The sequence below is a fragment of the Phyllobacterium lublinensis genome (assembly GCF_020164435.1).
GTDB classification, from domain to species: domain Bacteria; phylum Pseudomonadota; class Alphaproteobacteria; order Rhizobiales; family Rhizobiaceae; genus Phyllobacterium; species Phyllobacterium lublinensis.
Genome location: NZ_JAIUDQ010000002.1, coordinates 125,873 through 150,138, shown reverse-complemented (window position 1 = coordinate 150,138; position 24,266 = coordinate 125,873). Strand labels below are relative to the sequence as shown.

The 24,266-nt window shown below is 57.3% G+C and carries 26 protein-coding genes, 1 tRNA gene and 1 pseudogene; 8 read left to right on the top strand and 20 right to left on the bottom strand.

Annotation, left to right across the window (positions count from 1 at the left end; translation table 11 throughout):
- Positions 1-67 precede the first annotated feature (67 nt).
- Both ubiB and ubiE read right to left on the bottom strand, forming a co-directional pair.
- Positions 68-1,645, bottom strand: coding sequence for a 2-polyprenylphenol 6-hydroxylase (gene ubiB / locus K9U38_RS03735; protein ID WP_224493004.1), 1,578 nt, complete (start codon positions 1,643-1,645; stop codon positions 68-70).
- A gap of 8 nt (positions 1,646-1,653) precedes the next feature.
- Positions 1,654-2,430, bottom strand: coding sequence for a bifunctional demethylmenaquinone methyltransferase/2-methoxy-6-polyprenyl-1,4-benzoquinol methylase UbiE (ubiE, locus tag K9U38_RS03730; protein WP_224493003.1), 777 nt, complete (start codon positions 2,428-2,430; stop codon positions 1,654-1,656).
- 107 nt (positions 2,431-2,537) lie between these two features.
- Between ubiE and K9U38_RS03725 the strand changes: the two genes are divergently transcribed.
- Both K9U38_RS03725 and upp read left to right on the top strand, forming a co-directional pair.
- Positions 2,538-3,557 (top strand): adenosine deaminase, encoded by a 1,020-nt coding sequence (locus tag K9U38_RS03725; RefSeq protein WP_224493002.1) that lies wholly within the window; start codon positions 2,538-2,540, stop codon positions 3,555-3,557.
- A gap of 32 nt (positions 3,558-3,589) precedes the next feature.
- Positions 3,590-4,216, top strand: a complete 627-nt coding sequence (gene upp, locus K9U38_RS03720; protein WP_100000521.1) for a uracil phosphoribosyltransferase — start codon at positions 3,590-3,592, stop codon at positions 4,214-4,216.
- A 16-nt stretch (positions 4,217-4,232) separates the two neighbouring features.
- Here upp and deoA read toward each other — a convergent pair whose 3' ends face one another.
- Genes deoA through K9U38_RS03685 form a run of 7 tightly spaced genes read right to left on the bottom strand, consistent with a single transcriptional unit; the run spans position 4,233 to position 10,946 of the window.
- Positions 4,233-5,546, bottom strand: coding sequence for a thymidine phosphorylase (gene deoA, locus K9U38_RS03715; protein WP_224493189.1), 1,314 nt, complete (start codon positions 5,544-5,546; stop codon positions 4,233-4,235).
- A 6-nt stretch (positions 5,547-5,552) separates the two neighbouring features.
- A complete protein-coding gene (locus K9U38_RS03710) occupies positions 5,553-6,353 on the bottom strand; it encodes a purine-nucleoside phosphorylase (RefSeq protein WP_224493001.1) in 801 nt (266 codons plus the stop codon).
- Positions 6,350-6,754 (bottom strand): cytidine deaminase, encoded by a 405-nt coding sequence (locus tag K9U38_RS03705; protein ID WP_224493000.1) that lies wholly within the window; start codon positions 6,752-6,754, stop codon positions 6,350-6,352. The genes K9U38_RS03710 and K9U38_RS03705 overlap by 4 nt, the downstream gene beginning before the upstream one ends.
- A gap of 1 nt (position 6,755) precedes the next feature.
- The gene (locus K9U38_RS03700; protein ID WP_224492999.1) at positions 6,756-7,727 is read right to left on the bottom strand and encodes an ABC transporter permease; all 972 of its coding nucleotides are present in this window, start codon (positions 7,725-7,727) and stop codon (positions 6,756-6,758) included.
- Positions 7,727-8,869, bottom strand: a complete 1,143-nt coding sequence (locus K9U38_RS03695) for an ABC transporter permease (RefSeq protein WP_224492998.1) — start codon at positions 8,867-8,869, stop codon at positions 7,727-7,729. Before K9U38_RS03695 ends, K9U38_RS03700 begins: the two co-directional genes overlap by 1 nt.
- Positions 8,866-9,417: a cysteine hydrolase family protein gene (locus K9U38_RS03690; protein ID WP_224492997.1), complete on the bottom strand. Its 552-nt coding sequence runs from the start codon at positions 9,415-9,417 to the stop codon at positions 8,866-8,868. The genes K9U38_RS03695 and K9U38_RS03690 overlap by 4 nt, the downstream gene beginning before the upstream one ends.
- Positions 9,414-10,946, bottom strand: coding sequence for an ABC transporter ATP-binding protein (locus tag K9U38_RS03685; RefSeq protein WP_224492996.1), 1,533 nt, complete (start codon positions 10,944-10,946; stop codon positions 9,414-9,416). The genes K9U38_RS03690 and K9U38_RS03685 overlap by 4 nt, the downstream gene beginning before the upstream one ends.
- A 172-nt stretch (positions 10,947-11,118) precedes the next feature.
- Here K9U38_RS03685 and K9U38_RS03680 point away from each other — a divergent pair, with 172 nt between their 5' ends.
- Both K9U38_RS03680 and K9U38_RS03675 read left to right on the top strand, forming a co-directional pair.
- Positions 11,119-11,331 carry a SlyX family protein gene (locus K9U38_RS03680; protein ID WP_224492995.1) on the top strand — a complete coding sequence of 71 codons (213 nt, stop codon included), beginning with the start codon at positions 11,119-11,121 and terminating at the stop codon, positions 11,329-11,331.
- A 14-nt stretch (positions 11,332-11,345) separates the two neighbouring features.
- On the top strand, positions 11,346-11,819 hold the full coding sequence (locus K9U38_RS03675) for a GNAT family N-acetyltransferase (RefSeq protein ID WP_224492994.1): 474 nt from the start codon (positions 11,346-11,348) through the stop codon (positions 11,817-11,819).
- On the opposite strand, the gene K9U38_RS03670 is transcribed toward K9U38_RS03675, so the two are convergent.
- The 3 genes from K9U38_RS03670 to K9U38_RS03660 all read right to left on the bottom strand — a co-directional run bounded on the left by K9U38_RS03670 (position 11,803) and on the right by K9U38_RS03660 (position 14,085).
- Positions 11,803-12,444 (bottom strand): LysE family translocator, encoded by a 642-nt coding sequence (locus tag K9U38_RS03670; RefSeq protein WP_224492993.1) that lies wholly within the window; start codon positions 12,442-12,444, stop codon positions 11,803-11,805. The two genes, K9U38_RS03675 and K9U38_RS03670, sit on opposite strands and share 17 nt — an antisense overlap.
- Positions 12,445-12,540: 96 nt before the next feature.
- Positions 12,541-13,536: a BMP family lipoprotein gene (locus tag K9U38_RS03665; RefSeq protein WP_224492992.1), complete on the bottom strand. Its 996-nt coding sequence runs from the start codon at positions 13,534-13,536 to the stop codon at positions 12,541-12,543.
- A gap of 225 nt (positions 13,537-13,761) precedes the next feature.
- The gene (locus K9U38_RS03660) at positions 13,762-14,085 is read right to left on the bottom strand and encodes a hypothetical protein (RefSeq protein ID WP_224492991.1); all 324 of its coding nucleotides are present in this window, start codon (positions 14,083-14,085) and stop codon (positions 13,762-13,764) included.
- A 355-nt stretch (positions 14,086-14,440) separates the two neighbouring features.
- Here K9U38_RS03660 and K9U38_RS03655 point away from each other — a divergent pair.
- A tRNA-Ser gene (locus K9U38_RS03655) sits at positions 14,441-14,531 on the top strand.
- Here K9U38_RS03655 and K9U38_RS21950 read toward each other — a convergent pair.
- The 7 genes from K9U38_RS21950 to K9U38_RS03620 form a co-directional block, all read right to left on the bottom strand.
- Complete coding sequence (locus tag K9U38_RS21950) at positions 14,532-14,663, bottom strand: hypothetical protein (protein ID WP_255606922.1); 132 nt, start codon at positions 14,661-14,663, stop codon at positions 14,532-14,534. It abuts the tRNA gene before it with no gap.
- A 312-nt stretch (positions 14,664-14,975) separates the two neighbouring features.
- Entirely contained in the window at positions 14,976-15,677 is a 702-nt protein-coding gene (locus K9U38_RS03650) for a hypothetical protein (RefSeq protein WP_224492990.1), read from the bottom strand.
- Between the two features lie 13 nt (positions 15,678-15,690).
- The gene (locus tag K9U38_RS03645) at positions 15,691-16,833 is read right to left on the bottom strand and encodes a hypothetical protein (protein WP_224492989.1); all 1,143 of its coding nucleotides are present in this window, start codon (positions 16,831-16,833) and stop codon (positions 15,691-15,693) included.
- Between the two features lie 23 nt (positions 16,834-16,856).
- Positions 16,857-17,273, bottom strand: a complete 417-nt coding sequence (locus K9U38_RS03640; RefSeq protein WP_224492988.1) for a thermonuclease family protein — start codon at positions 17,271-17,273, stop codon at positions 16,857-16,859.
- Positions 17,273-17,632, bottom strand: a complete 360-nt coding sequence (locus K9U38_RS03635; protein WP_224492987.1) for a hypothetical protein — start codon at positions 17,630-17,632, stop codon at positions 17,273-17,275. Before K9U38_RS03635 ends, K9U38_RS03640 begins: the two co-directional genes overlap by 1 nt.
- Positions 17,629-17,787 (bottom strand): hypothetical protein, encoded by a 159-nt coding sequence (locus K9U38_RS03630; protein ID WP_224492986.1) that lies wholly within the window; start codon positions 17,785-17,787, stop codon positions 17,629-17,631. Before K9U38_RS03630 ends, K9U38_RS03635 begins: the two co-directional genes overlap by 4 nt.
- A 771-nt stretch (positions 17,788-18,558) precedes the next feature.
- Positions 18,559-19,098, bottom strand: coding sequence for an AraC family transcriptional regulator ligand-binding domain-containing protein (locus K9U38_RS03620; RefSeq protein WP_224492985.1), 540 nt, complete (start codon positions 19,096-19,098; stop codon positions 18,559-18,561).
- Between the two features lie 109 nt (positions 19,099-19,207).
- Here K9U38_RS03620 and K9U38_RS03615 point away from each other — a divergent pair, with 109 nt between their 5' ends.
- On the top strand, positions 19,208-20,083 hold the full coding sequence (locus K9U38_RS03615; RefSeq protein WP_224492984.1) for a bifunctional helix-turn-helix transcriptional regulator/GNAT family N-acetyltransferase: 876 nt from the start codon (positions 19,208-19,210) through the stop codon (positions 20,081-20,083).
- 625 nt (positions 20,084-20,708) lie between these two features.
- Here K9U38_RS03615 and K9U38_RS03610 read toward each other — a convergent pair.
- Positions 20,709-21,481 (bottom strand): annotated as a pseudogene (locus K9U38_RS03610) (SDR family oxidoreductase).
- A gap of 549 nt (positions 21,482-22,030) precedes the next feature.
- Between K9U38_RS03610 and K9U38_RS03605 the strand changes: the two are divergent.
- Both K9U38_RS03605 and K9U38_RS03600 read left to right on the top strand, forming a co-directional pair.
- On the top strand, positions 22,031-23,650 hold the full coding sequence (locus K9U38_RS03605) for an ABC transporter ATP-binding protein/permease (protein WP_444357261.1): 1,620 nt from the start codon (positions 22,031-22,033) through the stop codon (positions 23,648-23,650).
- A 110-nt stretch (positions 23,651-23,760) separates the two neighbouring features.
- Positions 23,761-24,033, top strand: a complete 273-nt coding sequence (locus K9U38_RS03600; RefSeq protein WP_224492982.1) for a hypothetical protein — start codon at positions 23,761-23,763, stop codon at positions 24,031-24,033.
- Positions 24,034-24,266 lie beyond the last annotated feature (233 nt).

Below are 24,266 nucleotides of genomic sequence, written 5' to 3'. Positions count from 1 at the left end.
TGATTGCACCTTCACAGCGATTGCCTTGCTAATTGCAATCATTGATATCATGTACAACCCTGAACCTTCAAGAAACAAGCTTGTACGTGATGACAATCAGACAAATTGCAATCACCCAAAGCGCAATGCGACCTGACCGTGTGTGTTTCGCCTCTGCCTTGCCGATGGCGTTCGCCGTCTGCTCGTCAAAGCGCAATCCATTTGCCGCCATCAGGTCGAGCTCCTGCGACAGGCGACCCGCGCGCGCTACCAGCTCGGGCGCCTGGCGGGCAAGATGGAGAACTGCATGCGCGCCATCCCGGGCATCGATCAGAATCCCCTGAGGACCGAGATTGCGTCGTATCCAGCCGCCTACCACGGGCTCGGAAGCCTTCCACATATTGAAATGGGGATCCAGCGTACGCGACACACCTTCCACCACCACCATCGTCTTCTGCAGCATGACGAGTTCTGGCCGGGTCTCCATGTCAAAGAGTTCCGTGACCTCGAACAGCAATGTCAGAAGCTTGGCCATGGAAATGGTTTCGGCTGGCTGCCCGTGGATTGGCTCGCCAATCGCGCGGATCGCTTGGGCAAAACTTGACACATCATGGTGGTGCGGCACATAGCCGGCCTCAAAATGCACCTCTGCTACGCGCGCATAATCGCGGGTGATGAAACCGTAAAGGATCTCCGCCAGGAACCGCCGTTCCTTTTTACCGAGGCGACCCGTGATTCCAAAGTCCACGGCGACGATATGACCTTCCGAATCCACGAAAAGATTGCCGGGATGCATGTCCGCATGAAAGAAGCCATCGCGCAACGTATGGCGCAGGAAGGATTGGATGAGCGTTTCGGCAAGCTTGATCAGATCATGGCCGGCCGCGCGCAGACCCTCGATATCTGACATTTTCACGCCATCAATCCATTCAAGGGTCAGGACATCCCTGCCCGTGCGCTCCCAGTCCACCATAGGGACACGGAATCCCGGATCATCCTTGGTATTCTCGCCAATTTCCGACAGGGCAGCGGCTTCAAGGCGCAAATCCATCTCAATGCGCGTTGTCTGTGCAAGAGTACGCGTGACTTCGATCGGCCGCAGGCGGCGGGTGGCAGGTACATAACGCTCCTGCCATTTGGCCACCAGAAAGAAACTCTCCAGATCGTTGTTGAAGCGTTGGCGCACGCCAGGGCGAACCACCTTGACTGCAACCTTCAGCAACTCGCCATTGCTTCTGACATAGGCCGGGTGGACCTGCGCAATCGATGCCGCCGCTATAGGTTCGTCAAAGGTCACATATAGATCGAGAAGCGGACGTCCCAGAGAACCTTCAATCGCCTTGACTGAGGCCTCCATCGGGAAAAAATCTAGCTGGTCCTGCAGAAGCGCCAGATCGTCGGCGACTTCGGTTCCGACCACATCCGGCCGGGTTGCCAAGAACTGCCCCAGCTTGACGTAGGACGGCCCCAGCTTGTTGATGGCGCGTGACATGCGCTCGGAGCGACGGGCGGTCCTGGCACGACGCCGGGCCAACAACCCAGCGATCCGGTGACCGAAGGCAGGAAGACCACTTAGTCCCTCGGCAGGAAGCGCGGATATGACGCCTTCGCGCGTCATGATCCATCCAGCCCTCATCAGGCGAAATGTTGCTGCAAGCTTACTCATTCAGGACGTCACAGCTTCCAGCCGGAGTGCAGCGCAGCAATACCGCCGGTGAAATTGCGCCAGCTAACGCGCTCGAAGCCGGCCCCGCGGATCATTTCGGCGAAATCGGCCTGGCGCGGGAACTTACGGATCGATTCCACCAGATATTGATAGCTGTCCGCATCACCGGTCACCGCCTGGCCGATCTTTGGGATAGCGTTGAACGACCATGCGTCATAGACCTTGTCGAGAACAGGCAATTCCACTTCGGAGAACTCGAGGCAGAGGAACCGCCCGCCCGGTTTGAGGACGCGAAACGCTTCCGCCAGCGCGCGGTCGATGTGCGGTACATTGCGGATGCCGAAAGCGATCGTATAGGCATCGAAGCTTGCATCTGCGAAGGGGAGTTCCTCGGCATTGGCCTCAATGAATTCGGTGTTGTCAGAGAGACCCTTCTTTTCGGCACGATCGCGGCCGACGCCAAGCATGGAACCATTAATGTCGAGAATTGTCGCATGGGCATTGCGGTTCGAGGCCTCAATGATTCTGAACGCGACATCTCCGGTACCGCCGGCAACGTCCAGCACCTTCCAATTGGCGGTCTTCGACGGCGACAACCACGCTATCATCGAGTCCTTCCAGACGCGATGCAGCCCGCCGGACATGAGATCGTTCATAACATCGTAACGCTTGGCGACGCGGTGAAAGACGTCATTCACGCGTGCCTGTTTTTCCCCATCGCCGACATCCTGAAAGCCGAAGGACGTTTCCATGCCGCCATGGGCACCGGTGCGTTGCTGGTTCATTGTGTTACCTGCTGATTTCTGTTGCGGCGAACCATAGAAGATTGAAACACATAAGGCTATTGTTCTGTAGCGCGATCAAGCGCCGCGTAGGTTATAGGTTTGCCTGAATGGTTTTGAAAGCCGAATTGCACTGCCATATCGAAGGAGCCGCCTCCCCTCGCCTGGTCGAGAAAAAAGCCGCCAAATACGGCGCGGACGTTTCCAGCTTCATTCAGGACGGACGATTTGTCTGGCATGACTTCACGTCGTTCCTCAATGCCTATGATCAGGCAGCCATGCTTTTCCGTACCGAAGACGATTATGCCGATCTTGCGGAGGACTATCTCCTTTCGTTGGGCCGGCAAGATGCCATTTACTCGGAAGTCTTCATCTCGACGGATCATGCCTTCAGTGCTGGAATCAACCCACGCGCCTATATTGAGGGGCTTGCCGAAGGCATGCGAAGAGCCAAAGCGGCGACCGGCATCGAAGGCCGCATGATCGCGACTGGCCTGCGTCACAAGGGTCCCGAAGCAGTAATGGCGGCAGCCAGATATATAGTGGAGAATCCCCATCCGCTCGTGACCGGCTTCGGCATGGCCGGAGACGAAAGGATGCACAAGCCGATGGACTTTGCAGCGGCGTTCGACGTGGCACGCAATGCAGGACTTGGCATCACCATCCATGCCGGCGAGTTGTCAGGCTGGGAAAGCGTGGCGGGGACGCTTGACGCGCTCAATCCATCTCGTATTGGACACGGTGTGCGTGCGATCGAAAACCCCGAGCTGGTCAAGCGGCTGGCGGATGAGCAGATCCTGCTCGAGTGCTGCCCTGGATCAAACATAGCGCTCGGCGTGTTTGCTGATTTTTCGTCACATCCGTTTGCCGGCCTTGCCAACGCCGGCGTGCCGGTGACCCTCAATTCCGATGATCCGCCCTATTTTCATACCGACCTTGCAAGGGAGTATGAAATCGCGACGTCCTATTTCGGTTATGATGATGCGATGCTGAAGCAAGTGACGGAAACCGCGATAAAGGCTGCCTTTGTCGACGAAGAAACGCGAACATCTCTGCTTGCGCGACTCTGTCAGGACAAAACTGTGCGTGTGGCCGATGAGCTCTTTGCCGGATCGGCTCCGAGCAGCTAGTATTGCTGTCATTGAGAATGAAGGGGGTTCCCATGGGCGTGACGATCGTTTCCCATCCGCTTGTCCAGCACAAGCTTACAATCATGCGCGACAAGGATACGTCCACAGCGGGATTCCGGCGGTTGCTCAAGGAAATTTCGCTGCTCCTTTGCTACGAGGTGACCCGCGACCTGCAACTGACCAATATCCGCATACAGACGCCCCTGATGGAGATGGATGCTCCGGTCATCGAGGGGAAAAAGCTGGTATTCGCGTCGATTCTGCGTGCTGGTAACGGCCTGCTTGAAGGCATGCTGGACCTTGTGCCCGCGGCGCGCGTCGCACATATCGGACTGTACCGCGATCACGAAACACTGCTTCCGGTTGAATATTACTTCAAGGCGCCGGAAGACATCGTCAACCGCCTGATCATCGTCGTCGACCCCATGCTCGCCACGGCCAATTCAGCGATTGCGGCGATCCAGAAGCTGAAGGACCGTGGCGCGAGCAATATACGCTTCCTTTGCCTCCTCGCTGCACCGGAGGGTATCGAGCGCTTTACGAAAGCTCATCCCGACGTTCAGGTATTCACAGCGGCTATCGACAGTCATCTGAATGAGAAGGGTTACATCGTCCCTGGCCTCGGCGACGCGGGTGACCGCATGTATGGAACGAAATAACAGGTCAGCGCACTAGTCACGCGCCAATGCGCCGGAATACCGGGTTGACGGTGCGCGGTTTGCGTTCGGAAAATCCATAGGCCGCTTCAATCACCTGCGCGGCCGCCGCGGCATCATCGTGGCTGCGCGCGTGAACAAAAGCGATCGGTTCACCTTGCTCCATTCTCGCGCCGATCGGCTGAAGCCCGGTAACACCGACCGCATGATCGATTGGATCCTGCGGACGTATCCGTCCTCCACCCAACGTCACGATTGCAACGCCGATCGCACGGGTATCGACCGATGCGACATGCCCGACCCGAGGGGCTTTCACTTCGTGGATGACCGGCGCTGTCGGCAGATGACGGCCGGGGCGAGACACGAAATCCGTCGGCCCGCCAAGCCCGGCCACCATGCGACCGAAAATCTCCGCTGCTCGACCGCTGTGGAGGGCATCGCGCGCCTTTTCCTGTGCGACTTTATGATTTGATGCGATTTTGGCCGATACCAGCATTTCGGCGGCCAGTGCCATCGTGACCGCCTCCAGACGGGCATCCCTCCGGTCGCCGGTCAGAAAGTCGACCGCATTCTTGACCTCCACTGCATTGCCCGCAGCCAGAGCCAGTGGTTCGTTCATGTCGGTCAACAGCGCAGAGGTCGTCAGGCCAGCGCCTTGGGCAACGGCTACTATGCTTTCTGCCAGGGCAACCGCATCGCGGTTCCGCGCCATGAAGGCTCCGTTGCCGGACTTCACATCCAGGACCAGTGCATTAAGACCGGCCGACAGTTTCTTTGAAAGGATGGAGGCGGTAATGAGCGGAATGGACTCCACCGTGGCCGTCACATCCCGAATGGAGTAGAAGCGCTTGTCCGCAGGAGCGAGATTGGCTGTCTGACCGATAATGGCACAACCGACTTCGCGTACAACCTTGCGGAACAGCGAATTGTCCGGCTGGCTGCGATAGCCTGGGATCGAATCCATCTTGTCGAGCGTACCACCCGTGTGACCCAGTCCGCGACCGGATATCATCGGCACGTAAGCGCCGCAGGCCGCCGCAATCGGCGCCAGCATCAATGACACGTTATCGCCCACGCCGCCCGTCGAATGCTTGTCGACCGCGGGACCAGGCAAATCGGACCAATCGAGAATATCGCCTGAGTCGCGCATGGCGAGCGTCAAGGCAACTGCCTCATCGCGCTTCATGCCGTTGAAATAGACTGCCATCGCGAATGCCGCGATCTGGCCGTCGGTGATTGCGCCGGAGCTCATTGCATTGACGAAAGCCGTTATGTCCGCGGCATCCAGCGTCTGACCGTCGCGCTTGCGCCGGATGATTTCCTGGGGCAACAACATCGCTCAGCCGATCTCCCGGATCATCGCCCGGATGATTTTCTGCAGGCGTGCACCGCCCGTAGGCGCGACGTCCTTGGTTTCGTCGTGCGAGAGTTCCGCGCCCGTCATGCCTGCCCCGTAATTGGTAATGACCGAGCAGGCAGCCACTCGCAGTCCGAAGAAACGTGCCAGAATGACCTCCGGCACAGTCGACATGCCAACCGCATCAGCGCCCAACGTGCGCGCCATGCGAATTTCTGCCGGCGTTTCAAATGAAGGTCCAGAAAACCACATATACACGCCGGGCGTCAGCTTTTCTCCGACTTCGCCGGCGGCGATGACGAGCGCATCCTTCAGCTTGCTGTCGTAGGCGGACGTCATACCGACAAAACGCTGGTCGGACGGTTCACCGATGAGCGGATTGAGCCCGGAGTAATTGATATGATCATCAACCAGCATGACGCTGCCTGGTGCCAGATCATGGCGGACAGAGCCTGCCGCATTGGTGAGTACAAGCATCTCGACGCCAAGGTCAGCCAGTGCAGCGATGACTGGGCGCATGACCGACGCATCGCCCTTTTCATAGTAGTGCGCGCGGCCTGCCAGCATCAGGACCGGCTTGCCGGACAGATAGCCTGCCACCACCTCTCCCGCATGGCCGGAAACGCCGCTGTGGGGGAAGCCCGGCAGGTCGGCATAGGGAATGCGGACCGGGTTCTCCACCGCATCGACCAGCGAGCCCAGTCCCGATCCGAGGACCAGAGCAATGCGCGGTGCAAGCCCGTTCAACTTCTGTATAAGCGCTGCTGTTGCGGGCGAGATCATTCGGCACCTTTACCCAGTACTTCAGCCTCGAACCCATAAGGGAATATTTCCTTCATCGTCAAAGTTTCGACGATGCCATCATTGTCGCAAAGGTGCAGGAGCGCTTCAGGTCCGGCGAACTCTGCCAGGCGTTGGCGGCAGCCACCACAGGGTGTGCATTTCGCTTTCTTCTCGGCGACAACGGCAATTTCGGCAATGACGCCGCCGCCACCCATGACAAAGTGCGACAGCGCCGTTGTCTCCGCACACCATCCCTCCGGATAGGAAACGACCTCGATGTTACAACCTGAAAAAATGCGCCCATCGCTTGTACGGATAGCGGCTCCCACCGGGAACCGGGAATAGGGCGAATGGGTTTTCTGCATTGCCGCGAAGGCCGCATCAAAGAGGTCCTTGCTCATTCTATCTTTCCTTCACGTAGGCAACACCGCCTGCCTTGGGTGGGATGGCCTTGCCAATAAAGCCGGCGAGGAGGATGACGGTGAGGATATAGGGCAAGGCCTGCATGAATTGAACGGGGACCTCTCCGATCAGGGGCAGCGGATGACCCTGCATGCGGATCGCCACGGCATCGAGAAAGCCAAAGAGCAGACAGGCGAACATTGCCTGAACCGGTCTCCACTTCGCAAAGATCAGCGCGGCAAGTGCAATGTAGCCCTTGCCCGCGGTCATGTCCTTGACGAAGCCCGCGCCCTGGGCCGTGGCCAGATAAGCGCCGGCAATACCACACAACACGCCGCAGCAGATAACCGCGCGATAGCGCAGCCACGGGACCGAGATGCCCGCCGTGTCTACCGCCGCAGGGTTTTCACCCACCGCGCGCAGGCGCAAGCCAAAACGCGTGCGATAGAGCACCCACCAGGTGAAAGGTACCATGGCGAAGGCCAGGTAAACGAGGATCGAATGGCCTGAGATCAGCTCAAAATAGATCGGCCCGATGACGGGCACCCCCCTCAAAGCCTCTACTCCGGGCAGATTGATCGGATTGAAGCGCGCTGCATTGGGCAAGGAAGGGGTCCGCCCGCCTTGGCTGAACCACGCCTGACCAAGGATGACAGTCGTGCCTGCGGCTATGAAATTGATGGCAACGCCGGACACGATCTGGTTGCCTCGATGAGTAATCGAGGCAAACCCATGGACGAGCCCGAGAGCGACCGAGACTAGAACGGCCGCCAGCAGCCCCAGATATGCCGAGCCGAACCAGGTTGCAGCAGCGCCTGCGGCGAAGGCCCCTGCCAGCATCTTGCCCTCTAGCCCGATGTCGAAGATGCCGGCGCGCTCGGAATAGAGGCCGGCGAGACAGGCGAGCAGCAGCGGGGCTGAAAGCCGGATCGTGGAGTCGAAAAGCTGTAGGATTGTTGTGAACGAGTCCATTATTGGCCTCCTCCCGCAATGGCAGGGGCGGGCTCGCGCTTCGAACGGCCGATCCGCTGAAAGATTCGTTGCAGCGAAGGACGGAACATGTGCTCAAGCGCTCCGGCAAAAAGAATGACCAAACCCTGGATGATGACAATCATGTCGCGCGAGATGTTCGGCATGTCGAAGGCGATTTCGGCCCCGCCCTGATAGAGCATGCCGAACAGGATGGCCGCAAGGACGATACCGGCCGGATGCGACCTGCCCATCAATGCGACTGCTATCCCGACGAAGCCTGCGCCCGCTACGAAATCGAGCTGCACACGGTGTTGCGCGCCCATGATCGGGTTGAGCGCCATCATTCCCGCCAGCGCACCTGAGATCAACATCGTGATGATGATGATCCGCAATTCACTGATGCCGGCATACCGCGCAGCCTTGGGGCTGAAACCCATCGTCCGAATTTCATAGCCGAGCTTGGTGCGCCAGATCAGCACCCACACCAGAAACGCCGCCAGCAAAGCCAGAAGGAAACTGATGTTGAGTGGCGCCGAGCGCATGTTGAGGCCGACGAGATTGAGCAGCCATGCGAGACCCGGCAATTGCCCGCCCTCGCCGAAGACGCGGGTTTCCGGGGCCTGACTGCCCAAAGTCTTGAGCGGACCGACCAGAAGATAGACCATGATGCTGGCGGCGATGAAGTTGAACATGATGGTGGTGATGACCACGTGGGAACCGCGCCTCGCCTGCAGCCAGGCCGGTATCAGCGCCCACAAGGCACCGACGATTGCCGAGGCTACGATTGCCAGCGGGAAAGCCAGCCACCACGGGATGACATGGCCTAAACCCAAGCCGACCAACGCGACACCGAGACCGCCAATATAGGCCTGGCCTTCGCCGCCAATGTTGAATAGTCCACAGTGAAAGGCGACCGCGACGCAGAGGCCGGTGAAAATGAAATTCGTCGCATAGTAAAGCGTATAGCCGACGCCATCTCCAGAGCCGAATGCCCCCTTGACCATCAGGACGGCGGCGTCGATGGGGCTTTCACCGACCAGCAAGACGACAAGACCGGCCACGAGAAACGCAACAATCAGGTTGATGAGCGGCAGGAGACCGTAATCGGCCCAGGCAGGCAGTTTGGCAAAGGGCTGGCTCATGGCAGGGTCTCGATGATGGCTGCGGAGGTTGAGATGCGGGCATAATCGCCATCAAGGATGGAAAGTGTCAGGGCATGCACGTCCTCGGCCGCCCAATGCTTGCCACGGCGATCCCTGCGATCGATGCTGGCGACCGCATCTTCCGGAACGACCACGTCAAATCCGAGGTTACTGGCCATGCGAACGGTCGCATCGACGGAGTTCTCCAACAACACGCCGGTAATGACGAGACTGCGCACCTGCAACTCATCCAGAACGTCCATCAGGTCGGTGCCTACGAACGCATTGTTAGCGCGCTTGTCGATGACCGGCTCGCCCAACAGCGGCGCCACCTCCGCCTTGAACTCATTGCCTGCAGTGCCTGGCCGGTATGGAGACGTTGGGTCTGTGGAATCGTGCCTAACGTGGATGACCGGCAAGCGGCGCTCGCGCCATGCGGCAAGCAGGCGGGCGATTGCGGCCTCGGCGTCCACCTGACCACGTCGTCCCCATTTCGGATCATCGATGGCATTTTGCACGTCAATGACAACAAGTGCCTGCGTCGTCATTCCGCTGCCTCCTGCTCTTCAACACCGGCCATGAGCAATCCAAGCTCACCTTCGCTGGCATCGGAGTCGCGTTCACCGACGATGCGGCCCGCAAACATAACGAGAATACGGTCCGAGAGTGAGCGAATTTCATCAAGCTCTACGGAGACAAGCAGCACTGCCTTGCCGGCATCTCGCATTTCTATAATGCGCCGGTGAATGAATTCGATCGCGCCGACATCCACGCCGCGGGTCGGCTGACCGATGATCAGCACACCGGGGTCGCGCTCCATCTCGCGTGCGAGGACAATCTTCTGCTGGTTGCCGCCAGAAAAATTGGCGGTCTTTAGCTTTGGATCGCTCGGACGAATATCGTACTTCTCGATCTTCTTGCGTGCATCGGCCTGAATGGCGTCGAGATCGAGAAAAGGCCCATTAAGATAAAGCGGATCGTCATGGTAGCCGAGAATGGAATTTTCGTATTCTTCGAAGGCAAGAACAAGGCCCATGTGATGCCTGTCTTCAGGCACATGGGCGAGTCCGCGATCACGCAGTTCGGCCGGATCAGCCGCACCCGTGATATCGATGAGCTGCCCGTCCAGGAGCACGCGGCCCGACACGGCGGTGCGAATGCCGGCGATCGTCTCGATAAGCTGCGATTGGCCATTGCCCGCCACACCGGCAATGCCGACGATCTCTCCAGCACGGACCGTGAAGGATGCATTGTCCACCATTACGACGCCGCGGCTGTCACGCACGGTCAGATTTTCGACCGAAAGCTTGATCTCACCGGGCTTGGCCTCGCCCTTCTGGACCCTCAGGAGCACGCGGCGGCCGACCATAAGTTCGGCCAATTCCTCAACTGTCGTCTCCTCGGTCCTGCGCGTTGCAACAACCGCTCCCTGCCGCATGACGGAGACATTGTCCGTTACCGCCATGATCTCGCGCAGCTTGTGCGTGATAAGAACGATCGTTTTGCCTTGGTCCTTCAACTGCTCAAGAATACGGAAAAGATGGTCAGCCTCGGGCGGGGTCAGCACCCCGGTAGGTTCATCCAGCACCAATATCTCGGCGCCGCGATAGAGCGCTTTGAGTATCTCCACCCGTTGTTGCAGGCCGACCGGGAGTTCTTCGATCAGTGCATCCGGATCCACATCGAGTTGATACTCTTGCTCCAACCGTTTCAGTTCGGCACGAGCCTTGGCAATGCCATTCTTCAGCAGCGGCGCACCCTCCACGCCAAGCATGACGTTTTCAAGCACGGTGAAATTTTCCACCAGCATGAAATGCTGATGGACCATGCCGATGCCAAGTGCAATCGCAGCATTGGGATCAGGAATCCTGACCGCTGAACCGTTGATGCGGATTTCACCGGAGTCGGCCTGATAGAAGCCGTACAGAATGGACATCAGCGTGGATTTGCCGGCACCGTTCTCGCCGATGATGCCGTGTATCGTGCCCTTTTCAACCCGCAAATGAATATCGCGATTGGCATGAACCGCACCAAAACGCTTATCAATTCCAACAAGTTCGATCGCCGGTTCGGCCATATCCCCATCCGCTGTTGTTCAGCTTTTTCCGTCTTTTCGAAATTTGACCCTAACACGGGATTTTTTTCTTTCCAGTCAAGAAACGCAAGATTCAACAGCGTTCACGGGCTCTCAAACTTGAATGGCGACCGAACCCGGATTAGGAAGAAGATAATGGGACAGGAGACGAGCAATGACATCCGACAATACGGACCGGTTGACCCGCCTCGAAATGCTGGTGACCGAACAGGAGAAGATCATCGACGACCTTTCTGGCCAGGTCGCCGAGCAGTGGAAGGTCATTGAAGCAATGCGACGCAAGCTCGATGCATTGACTGACCGGTTTCTCGTCCTCGAAGAACAGACCGCCCCTGACATTCCCGTAACCAAGCCGCCGCACTATTAGGCCGTAACCAATCAATGATGGTCAGAGTTGAATCGCTGGAAAAACACCCTGAGCTCGTGCCGCTCTGTGCGCGCTGGAATTTCGAGGAATGGGGTCAACCCGCCGGACGCACCATGGAACAAACCGTCGAGGCGTTTCTTGGATTTCTCGATCGGTCAGGCCGGCAAAAGGCGTTGGTCGCCTTTGCCTCGGGCCTGCCCGTCGGACTGGCCCTCCTGATCGAGAACGACCTCGAAACGCATATGCATCTGCGACCATGGCTGGCCAGTCTCTATGTTATGCCCGAAATGCGGGGCAATGGTGTAGGCAAGGCGCTGATCCAGGCCACGGAGAGCGTCGCTCGCGATCAGGGTCATGCGGAACTCTATCTCTACACGAGCGAAGCTCAGTACTATCAGCGTTTCGGTTGGCAGGAACTCGAACCATTGACCGGCGCCGACGCCGGACTTGTCATCATGGTGCGACGACTGATCAGGCTCGCGTCCTGAAAGCTTCGAACATCAGTTTGAATCCCAGCGCACCCATGACTGCACCGGCTCCACGATCGATCCAGATTTTCAGACGGGCATAGGCCTGCCGTGCCCGCAATCCGGAGAAGGCGAAGGCGACAACGGCATACCAGCCGGCCTCCACACAGAAAAGCATTGGCGGCAAGGCAAGAAGCAGCCACAGCGGTGGTGACGGCGGCATGAGCGCCGCGAAAATACTGGCGTACACGATCGAAGTCTTCGGATTGCTGAGCTGCGTGACCAAGCCGAGCAGAAAGGCCCGGAACACGCTTATACCGCCAGCAGCATCCCTGCCTTCGGACAGGATCAGGGGCTCGGATGCGCCACGCCAGATACGGACAGCGATATAGACCAGATAGGCTCCGCCGAGGAGTTTCAGCAGGAGATAAAGCCATTCGAACTGCATTAGCAGGGCCGTCAGGCCCAAAACCGCCAGTGCGGCAAACAAGGCGCCGCCAACGCCCATGCCAAGCGCCGAAGCGAGACCATGCGTTCGTGACGAGGCAACGGAGATACGAGACACCAGGACGAAGCTCGGACCGGGACTGACGGCACCCATGGCGATTGCAGCAAGGATACTGAAAAGAACGGCAAAGGCAGTCATGGGTGTTTCCTTGAGCTCGCTCGATGCTGGTAAAGCAGTCCGAAAGACAAAGCCGCCGGCTGAAACCGGCGGCCCAAAAGTCGCTTACCTCAATGCCTATTTGTATGGGCAGGCATTGTCGGTGTTGTAGTTATGGACTTTGATCTTGCCGGAAATAATGTCCGCCTTTGCCGATTCCACGGCTTTCTTGACGTCATCCGTCAGGAGTTTGGCGTTGTTGTCGTCGGCGGCATAGTCAACGCCCGCTTCCTTGACACCAAGAACGTTGACGCCGGCAGTGAACTTGCCATCGGCAGCGTCCTTGAAGGCGTTGTAGGTCGCGACATCCACGCGCTTCAGCATGGAGGTCAGAACCTTGCCCGGATGCAGGCCATTCTGGTTGGAATCGACGCCGATGCTGAGCTTGTCAGCGTCAGCGGCGGCCTGCAGGACGCCAATGCCGGTACCGCCAGCGGCGGCGAAGATAACATCCGACCCCTGATCCATCTGCGACTTGGCGATCTCGCCGCCCTTTGCAGGATCGTTCCATGCAGCCGGCGTATCGCCGGTCATGTTCTGGATAACCTTGGCTTCCGGATTGGTAGCCTTGACACCGCCTACGTAACCGCAGGCAAAATTGCGGATCAGCGGTACATCCATGCCGCCAATGAAGCTGACCGTCCCGGTTTTGGAGGATTTGGCTGCAATCACGCCGACAAGGTAGGAACCTTCATTGTCGTTGAAAACCACCGAGCGCACGTTCGGCTTTTCCACGACCGCATCGATGATGACAAACTTGGTGTCCGGAAACTCTGCGGCAACTTTTTCGATTGCCGCGGCAGCCGAGAAGCCCGCGATCACGATCGGCGAATTGCCGTCCGACGCAAACTTGCGCAGTGCCTGCTCGCGCTGGGCTTCGTTCTGGATTTCGAACTCGCGATATTTGACGCCTGAATCTGCCGTATATTTTTCGGCGCCGTTGAATGCGGCTTCATTGAAGGATTTGTCGAACTTTCCGCCAAGATCATAAATGACGGCTGGCTTGTCATCCGCAGCAAAGGCCGAGACGGACAATGCAGTGGCAGCCAGGAGACCAAGAACAATACGCTTCATTTGATACCAACCCTCTGGATTTTGTTGAGCAGGATCAACTTGCTGTTGATCCCTGAAATCGTTGCGGCAACGCCAGATGGTGGCCGCCCCGACAGCAATCTTGCACGCCGGAAGGCAAAATTCACGCGAAAATTTTGCCCGATGGTCAAATATCACCAGAAGCGGCCCTTGCAGAGCGGGACGACGCTGGAAGGCCGGCTGGATCAGGAAGTTAGCCTAGGTTACTCAGCGCGCCGCGAAGCGCCCGACCCTGTTCTGCCGCCGGTAACCCATCGCGTAAAGCAGAAATGCAAGCAGTGCGAATACAGCAAAGGTTGGTGTCCCAAGTATCCAGAGCATTACCGGGTCCCACAGGGCGGGATAGAAATGTGTCTTGATGCTTTCCTCGGTGAGGGCGAGCGAAGATGCCGAGACGGACTGCCAGCTTTCCTGCAATGAGGTCACGACCAAATGTGATGCGCCAACCGAACGCGCGGCATCAAGAACGGCGGCGATGATCGCCAGACTGAGGGCCACATAGGCGAGTAACCTGAAAAGCGATCGGATCACGTTTGTCTCCAATGGTCGGACTGCAAGCATGACATTCTAGTACCGGATCGCAGCCGAATAAATTCGAATTTTCTGGTGTTTCGCAGGCTCGGGTCGAAATATAAAGGAAAATTCCCAACAAATTCAGCCATGAAGGAGCGAAATTTCGGCAAAGCGCAATTATGTTGAAATAGGAGTTGAACAACCGACTGTTCTGACTATAGTGCGCGCCGCACGGGGTCGCTGTCGGCTAACCATCGACAGAGCGTTGCGTGCCTATCCAAATCTGAGTGACCGATGGTTGACGGTACTCTCGAAGCCGAAGTTTTCCGGCTGAGAACATTTGACCCGTCCGGCCAGATGCTGGATGTGAGACGGAGAGGTGGCCGAGTGGTTGAAGGCGCACGCCTGGAAAGTGTGTTTACGTCAAAAGCGTAACGCGGGTTCGAATCCCGCTCTCTCCGCCATTATACATGCCCAACCATTTGATTATTGTCCATTTTCTGCAGTCTGACAGTTTCACCCTGCACCTTTTCCTGCACCTTGACGGCGCGCTGCTCTTCGTTCTGCGCCAATCCATCGCTAAATTCTGTATCCATCCCGAATGTTCATCTCCACTCAGTCCTCTTTGCCGCCAGTTCTTTCAGTTAGGTCACTCTGCATGCCATCTGAACATCGGGAGGCGCTCACCTCGGCTCAATTGCCCGCGACACGTATGCGATGGAATGACACCCAAGATATAACACCTCGATGATCGCTCGCCGCTCCGACGATCATCCGTCGCGTGTGATATCGTCTGCTCACCAAACACGAGCTCATGTTCCCGGAATGAAACCCTGAAACCATCGATTAACAGTGCAGTGGCCTGCCGCCAGCCACCAATGTAGTGTGCAATGCCGGGTTCAGCGGCTTTAGGCCGCAAACCAAACGCACTTGGATAGCATGGTATCCAGATTCGGCACGTTTTTCCGGGCGTTGCGATCCGGCACTCGATTGACGGCCAAATCGACATGATGTTCGGTGCCATCGCCTCTAGGCTGGGTATAGTAGCAGTACTGGTTTGTCGGCGTCTTGCTCTCGCCGTTGGCATAGGTCCAGCCGGTAATGATGGCGCCCTTGGCCAGCCTGACCTCATTGAACACCGTCACTTCCCGCTTGATGGCCTCGCCGCCGCTGGTTCTTACCGGCTGGTCTGGCGCTGTGGCCGCCTGTGTCGCTGAGGCCGGGACGGCGGGCACCTGGGCCGTTACCGTGCCCTCTGCTTTCACAGTCCCCTTTACGCCGATTGTGGAGTCGGGATCGATGCCGACCGTGCCGCCCTCGGCAATTGTGACCGTGCCTTGCTCCAGTTTGAGCGGCGGCGGCGATTCGATGGTAAGCGCCGGGATCGTGGCCACCTTCAATTCCGGCATTTGCAACACCGCCAGTTTCAGCGCTTCAATATCGAGCTTCTGGTTATTAGCGTAAATGATCGCCGCCGCGCCAACGCCGATTGCAAGCGCAAGGGCGCTGCCGCCGTACATGATGTTACGGGTGGTCTGTGAGCGCAGCATAAGGCCGCGCGCTGTCGATTCAGCGGTAAGCGCGCGGGTGAGGTTGATGTCCTCTGGCATGGGCATATCCATGTTATTGGCCTTTCATAACTTGCGATGCGGTGGACTTGACGAAATGCGCCAGCGTCCCATCAGCATTGATGTCGAGATTGAATTTTTCCGGGCGGCGGGACGGAACCCGCTCATAGGCCGCCATCATCAGCAGCGACGAGGCCAGTGCGATCATCAGCGCCGGGATCAGCACAAAAAACCGCAGGAACCAATGGACCTCGCCATCGGCCACTTCAACCGGGTCTTTGCCAAAAACCATGGCAGTGAACGAATGCAATTGCGAATTGGTAACTGCCTCGCGATGGGCATTTTCCTTGGCGGTGACGATGTTGCGCTGGTCGGCAATCTGCTCATCGAAATTGACCACGGTCATTCCGGCGCTGGTTTGCTGTTCGGCGGCGGCCTGCCGCTTGGCGTTCAGTTCTTCAATTTGCTTGATCAGAGCGTCGCCGCTCCATGGTGGGTTGGTATAGGTCGTGACGCCCTTGTGGCGCTTGCCCCTTTTGTCCGTCCATGGCTTGGGCGGGATCGCGATCGGTTTCGGACGCGGGCCAAGCCCTTGCAGAGACTTGTTCAGTTCGAGCAATTGCGCGTCCAAGCGCTCGACCGATTCTGTCATCGGCTTGGAATGGGCTTCAGCGCTGCCTTTTTGCGCCTCCAGCTTGGCCAGATTGGATTGCTCAACTCTAAGGTTGGCGCTCGCGGCCTGCACGTAACGCAAGCGCGGATGGAACATTTGCTCCATGACTTGGCTCATGGATTTGGTTGTGACGACGCACATCATGAGGACGCCCAGCAGCAGAAAGCCGCGCATGACTTTGGAGCGCTGGGTGCGGAAGCCTTGCACGAGTGGCATGCGCGCCAGTTCGGCAATGCTGATCGCCAGCGTTGCCACAATCGCCATGATCCATGCATCGCTATGATGCACGGATGGCAATATCCAGCTTCCGATGGCCGCAACCTGTGTCGCCCCGGCTGTCGCTTCATCGCCTGCATAGCGGTTGGCAAAATGCCATCCCGCATATGCAGTCGAACCGATGATTCCGGCTTCGATGATGTAAGCAATCCAGAAGCGTTTCCAGTGAACGCGATAGCCCTCCTTCTGTTCGACCATCTTGGTGTAAATGCGTTTGCGACGGGCAAGCCGCCGTTTTTCGATTTCCATTTTTCGTTTCCTTGGGATTGGGTCTAATAGGCGAGTTTGGCGTTTGGGCCGCACCAGACTTGCAGGCGGCGCAATTTGTCGGAGCCGCCCGGCTTGTAGGGCAGCGCAAAGCCTTCCTGTATGAGTGTCTCTCCGACATTGACCGGGCCGTCGGCCAGATCGACGTAGACGGTCGCCAGTGTCCGGCCAAAGCGGTCGGTGCCTGTCGCCTCGTAGTGGACTGGACCTTGATCGACCAGCGCCCGCAGGCGTTCCTTGGCTCTCAGGCCCAGTACTAACTCGTTCTCGCAGTGCGATTTGTAGGTTTCCGGCGTGTCGATTTCGACGATGCGGATTCTGGTGCCATCGATCGATAGCGTGTCGCCGTCGATGATGTTGACGCTTGCCGCTTGCGCTGGGAAAGCCAGCGCCGCAAGCACGAGTGCCAAGGTTGCGCGCATCAAAAGCCTGCCCTTGCCGGTTTCTTGTCGAACCTGCCGGTGCCAGCGTCCCTGCCGAAGGGATTCTGGTGTACCGATCCGTCCTTGTGGCGGAAGCCGGTGATCAGAACGCCCTGCGACATGAAGCACGCCTTGGCATCATCAACGAGCGCGATGGGATTCGGACCGACCAGCGCGCCATAGCGTGCGATCTGCCTGTCGACCTGATCGCTCATGCGCATCTGGCAGTATCCCTTGGCCTGCATCAACTTGGCTTGCGTCAATTTCGGTTGGCCCGGCAGCGCGGAAAATTCCGCCTGTCCTTGGACGCATCCGGCGAGCGGCAGCATCGAAGCTGCCAGAATGAGGAGGCGGTTCATCGCGCCAGCTTCGGCATGGCGCAAACCATGACCAGTCCGAAAATGCCGCAGAGCGCTCCGATGAAGAACCAGCCGAAGCCGTTGCGGCCTTTCGAGCTGGCTATCACGGCAGCGGTAATGCCGCACATGAGCCAGAGGATAATCAAAAATTCCATTTTGGTTTTGTCGTTCCTTTCGTCGGCTTTCTCATCAGACTGCCTCGCGCCGCGCGGGCAATGACGCCCTTGTGGGCGTTTCGAAATTTCGATAACGATTATGCCGCTACCACCGGCTTTGGCCTGGGCGCTTCGATGCCGAGCGTGAACGCAGCTTCGCCGTCAGTGATGAAGCCCGTCGAATGCGCTGCGGCGACGTTCTTACGCGGTTGATGTAGAAATTTTCCGTGCCCCATCGACTGCTGGTTTTGGTCGCCCAAATAATCTGCATGCGAACCGCTTCGCTCGACGCACCGACGACGTTGGCAATGCGAACGCATCCGCGCCCGCCATGGGGGAGACCCGCTACTGCTGTCCGAGGCCGCCTCACGGCCTGCGGTGCGAACAAAATCGACGTGGCTAATGCCGTCTGAATTTTCTATCGCGGCGAATAGCATGCGAAGTGTGTCCCGCTCGCCCCGTGCCGAGGCAGAAAGTTTGTATCGCGAACTGATCATTAAGCGGGACAACTAATACGCTTTATAAGGCCGCCCAGCTTGCTCCGGGACGCCAATTACTTGTCGGCAGAAGTCAATGATTCAAACTTGATGTAGAAAGGGATTTTATATTTCAAAGCATGCAATCGGAAGGGGCTTTTCAAAGCAACGGGGTTATGTGTTCACGCTTTTGCTTGCGATATGCCTTCGGGCTCTTGCCAGTCCAGCGTCGGCACGCGTGACTAAAGGCACTGGGCTGTTGGAAGCAAAGCCGCCATGTGATGTCCGAAAGTTTTTACTTGAGATAGCGTATGGCGAGATCGCATCGCATATGGTCGAGGATTTCTCCAAAGCTCAATCCTTCGGCTGCCAGCCGCCGCGCGAACGTCCTCTCGCTGAGGTTTAGCTTCACTTCAAAACGCATCTCGTCGATAGGGGCGTCGAAGTTGGCCTCGCAGCTGAGGAGTTGCTGGATTTTTCGATCGTCCGCACGACGATGCACGAAGCTTTCCGAAAGCGGCACGACCTTCCTCCCAGCAAGCTGGCGGCAGAGCCGTACGATCGCGACCGCGAAAGACTCCATCAGGTGCCGGTCCAGGTGGCGGGGCACTCCCTTGTAGCAAAGGCCGACAAGGCCGCCCGGACCTTTGACGATCCGCAGGTCCAACGCTTCATTAGCAATGCGCTCATACCGATCGAGGCGCTTGAGTGCGTCGCCCAATCGCTCTGATGACGCGGCCACATAATAAAGCAGGCCAAGTTCGCGCAGATCGAAATCGTTCGCAAGAGTAAGCCCAAACCAGTCGTCCTCGACAACGCGCCCAGCTCGCTCCAAAAATCGATCGCACCGCAGCTATGGCCGGCCGGTTTCAATGCAATGTATGGCAACCGGCTCTGCCGCTGCAAGGATTGACAAGATCATTTACCTGACCTAAGTCAGATAAATGTCTTACGATCCTATTTCTCGTGTCCGTCGATTCAACCGCGCTGTCACTGCGGAAGTCGGCGCCCTCGATACATCTTTCCTGGGGCGCGGCCGTCCCCTTGGCGCAGCACGCGTGCTCAACGCGATCGGCCAAGGACAAGCTGATGTTGCGGCGATCCGTGATTATCTCGGTCTCGACTCAGGCCTCATGAGTCGTCTGCTGCGCAGCCTGGAAGAGGAGGGTCTTATCGCTACCATACCGAATCCCCAGGACGCGCGGCGACGTATAGCCAAGTTGACCGAAACCGGCCGTTCAGAGTTTGAGGCTTACGAAGCGCTTTCCAACGCACAGGCGAAAGCGTTTCTGTCGCGAAATTCCCAACCCGAAGAGCTTTTGCGCGCCATGGATATTGTCGCGTCATCGCTCAGACGTGACCATATCGTCCTCGAGGAGAGAGATCCTCGACATCCGGATGCCAGATATTGTCTCAGCGAATACTATGCCGAACTCGCACGCCGTTTTGAGAAGGGTTTCGATGTGTCACTTTCGCGGGATCCGGACGCGAGGGAAATGATCCGCCCGCGCGGTGTCTTCCTGGTGGCCATATTAGATGCCATGCCGATAGGATGTGTTGGGTTGAAGGGCAGTGGCGGCGATGTCGCGGAGATCAAGAGGCTTTGGGTCGCGCCATCATCGCGGGGGCTTGGGCTCGCAAAACGGCTGATGGCCGCAGCAGAGATCGCCGCCCGTGAGCTATCCATAGAGGTCCTCCGACTGGATACAAATAGTGCACTGACCGAGGCAGAGCAGCTTTATCGCAGAGCGGGCTGGATTGAGATCGATCGTTTCAATGACGACCCTTACCCAGACACGTTTTTCGAAAAGCGGCTCTAGTGGCGTTGTGCTAGCAGTTCCACATCAAACTTACAGATGCGTTTAACTCCAACCGCACGTCAGGGGGCTGCAGGCGAAGGCCAGCCAATCGGAGCGGAAAAACTTGGTTAGGGAATGCCTAGACGAGGTCGAGTGGTAAAGGGGGTAGTTAGGGAGGAAGGTGAAGGGTTGGCTGCGGATCTGGAACACCAACACAGCATCCAGACGATCGCAGCAGATCTCGACAGTCTACGCCACTCTGAAGCTCGTCTAACCCATGCTGCAAGCTTGACGCTTTCGGCTCCAATCGATGGGGAGTTGTCCTATCTCGACGTGAAAGTTGGCGTAAGAAGATCCTGTGAGAGTTCTCCGATGCTCGACCGCTGTGTGACGAAGCATGCTGTTCAATACTGGTATCGGCAAGACGATTCGCTCTACTTCTCCATTCAACTCAAAGCATCGATCCCATCAGCGCTATCCGCATTTTAAGGGACAAGGACTCCTTTGTGTTGAGCCCGTTCAAGAAGCTTTTGCTATAGCTCTTGCTTCCGCTGTCAAGGAGGCCCATACCTTGGTCGCGGCCGAATGGTACCCCGGCATTACTATGGTGCCGTAGCGTCCCGATCTTCAGCTTTGCTTGTGATTCCTACTTCGCCGTTTCGGGTTCTCGGGATTGCGGAGATTGGTTCAGCCAATCCATGAACCTGATCTTGCCGATGCGCACGCCCTTGGCTGGAACAAGCGAATAATCATCAAGTTCCGCTCCGAAAAAGCGGGCGTTCGTATCCGTCTCCACTGTTCGCGGATCATTGGTTTTTCTGAGATACCTCGCAACTGCTTCATTCAGGCGCAGCAGCTCGGGACCGGCTATCTCCATCATGCCGTTGAGCGGTTTGCCGAGGGCGACCTCGGCCATCACATCGGCAACGTCGTCGGCAGCAATCGGCTCAACATAGGCGGGAGAAAGACGAACGACAGCGCCGGCAGTGCCGGCATCGGCGATGGCTTTCAGGAACTCCATAAATGGGGTGGAACGAACGATCGTGTATGGGATCGGCGAAGCTCTGATAAGTAATTCCTGAACCAGCTTGGCCCTGAAGTACCCATTGTCCGGAAGCCGTTCGGTTCCCACTGCGGAAAGCGCGATATGGTGCTTCACGCCTGCATTCACTTCGGCGGCGAGCAAATTGTGGCCGGCTGTTTCGAAGAACTCGCGCACCGCCTTCTCTTCAAAGGAAGGGGAGTTCGCCAAATCAATCACAATCTGGGCATTCTCCAGCGCTTCCGGCAGGCCCTCACCCGTGATGGCGTTGACGCCGGATTTTGGTGAAGCGGCAAGGACCTCATGGCCCTGCTGCGTAGACGCGCCACGGTCTTGGAGCCGATATGACCGGTCCCCCCGATGACGACAATTTTCATTCCCATCTCTCCACGATCGTGAATGCCTGTTTCCCACAATGATTGAAGAGGCAAGATCCTTGTATTGTGCGCAGGGCATGAGACCCTAGCCTCCGGGATTGGTCGACCTGTCTTCACGAACAGAGAGAACTAACCGATAAGCCGCCAAGGGATGCAACCAGCCGGTTTGTGCGGCGTGGCACCGCATGTGGAGATGCACGACGACTTGGTTTAGGATGAAGGGCGAGAGTCCGAGGTGGCGGAGGATGCAGTCCATGATGGTCTGCGGACTGGATGCAAATCGATGCGAGTTTCATCATGTCATTTCCTGTCCTCATGTGATTGGCTGAGTGCGGCCATCATGCCAAGGCACTGTAAGACATAGTCCCGCGTATAATATCGTTCGATTCCACAAGCGCGCATTGTTGGGGGAAGCTGGCATGGCTTCGAGTCGGTTCAAGAGGGAAGGGTTTAAGAAGCTTGGCCACAGATAAGCAGAAACCGCCCATTAAAATAACAGCGGCTCGCTTCTTACGCGGAGCAAAGCTCTTCTTGAGTTCCGACGCCGGCATGAAGGCGAAGTGGATGCTTGCCGGCTTGGTGCTTCTCCTGTGCGGAATTAACGTACTGAACGTTGTCAACAGTTACGTCGGCAGGAACTTCATGACTGCCATTGCCGACCGCAAGACGGCGGAATTCACCCAGCAAGCGATCTTCTACATCGGCGTATTTGCGGCCTCCACAGTAGTCGCAGTCTTCGCGCGATTTACCGAGGAGCGTCTGGCACTCCTCTGGAGGGAGTTCCTTACCCGGCGGGCAGTCAGACTCTATCTGTCCGATGCCACCTATTTCCACCTTGGTGCATCGGGACAACTCACCCACCCCGACCAGCGCATAGCCGAAGACGTTCGGGCGTTCACGACCACCACGTTGTCGTTCATCATTATGATATTCAACAGCGGCCTCACGATCCTGGCTTTTTCAGGCGTTTTATGGTCCATCAGCCCGTTGCTGTTTGGCGTGGCCGTCTTCTATGCTGCTTGCGGCTCTTATTTGACAATTACTTTCGGCCGCCCCCTCATCAAGCTGAACTATGACCAGCTCGACAGGGAGGCCAGCTTCCGCTCGGGCCTCATTGAGATTCGAGAGAGCGCCGAAGCCATCATGGTGGCGAAGGGTGAACAGCAACAGCATGCACGAGTTCTGCAGCGCCTGGATGAAGCGATCGGCAATTTTCGCCAGATCATAGCCGTCAATCGGAACCTGGGATTCTTTACCACGGGATACAACTGGCTGATCCAGATCATACCAGCGCTCATCGTTGCCCCAGCCTTCATCCGGGGCGATGTCGAATTTGGAGTCATTACCCAGTCGGCCGCAGCGTTCGCAATGCTTGTGGGTGCATTCTCTTTGATCGTTACACAGTTCCAGTCGATTTCGAATTTCGCTGCAGTGGTCACCCGGCTGAGCTCCCTCATCGAGGCATTCGAACAATCGCATGCCCCCGCACCGCCGTCAGCAATCGAGATCGTCGAGGCAGAGCGCCTGGCTTTCGAGCAGTTGACCTTGCTGTCATCCGACGAAAAGCCCGTATTGAAAGATTTCTCAGCATCCGTCGATGCAAACACTCGTGTCTTGATCACGGGACCCCATCAGGTGGCAGGCGTGGCCTTGTTCAAGGCGGCAGCCGGTATTCCGACCGCGGGAAGCGGTCGTATCACACGTCCAAGCCATGACAGTATTCGGTTTCTCCCACAGCAGCCTTACTTGATGCCAGGCACGTTGCGACAGACTCTGGTGGCGCCCGACAGGACCGCTGAAATATCGGATGACCAGATTCTCCATCTTCTGCAGGAATTCAATCTCGATATCGGCCAGACAGGTGGCCTGGACAAGGACCGGGACTGGGGGGTGGTACTTTCGCTGCGTGAGCAACAGCTGCTGGCGCTGATTGGTATCATTATTGCGGCGCCCCGATTCGTATTCCTTGATCGGCTTGACACCACACTCGAGGTTGAAGAATTCTACAATGTCCTTCGTACGCTTTCCGCGCATTCGATAGCCTACTTAAATTGCGGTATAACCGGTGCAGGTGAGAATTTGTATGACATGAAACTGGCGTGTGAGCAGGATGGCCAATGGAGTTGGACGGCGGTCCCCTCCGGAGACAGAACTGGCTCGCTCTCATGACATGCATCCACTCAGCACCTTCACTTCGGGGAATGACGCTCGCCACATGAAACCCGATCGAGTTGGAATGGCAGGGCTCGCTTGCCGCTTACTGCGCTGAAGGAATGATCATGAACAGGATATCCATGGCATTTCTCGCTTTGGTCTTCGCCTTCGGATTGCATTTGCCCTATGCATTTGCCGAGGAAAGCGCATCGCAGTACGCAACCATCAACAAGATCATACGAGGCGAGGGAAAGCCCGGTGAAACCGCCACGGCCAAGAATGGGGAAGTCATCTACACGGTTCTAGAAGGTGGCGTCGTTGAAATCAAAAACCTGCGCTACAACACTGTGCAACGCTTCAATACGACAAGGCCCAACGATAACTTCAAGTCAAAATGACATTGCTAGGCCAAGGCACAGCCTGGGCATTCGTTAAGCTGTGACGTGAAGTGGTGTCTAAATTCAAAAGCGTTGCTTGGCGCGCAGCAGCCTGTGTTGCACTGACATGTCCTCATCCATGAGCATGAATGGCGTCTGAGGGAACCCCAGACCTTGGATCGGCCGAATCCTGCCAAGTTTTGGCAGGATTCGTATATAATGCACTATATCAGACAAACTCCGGACTGCTTACA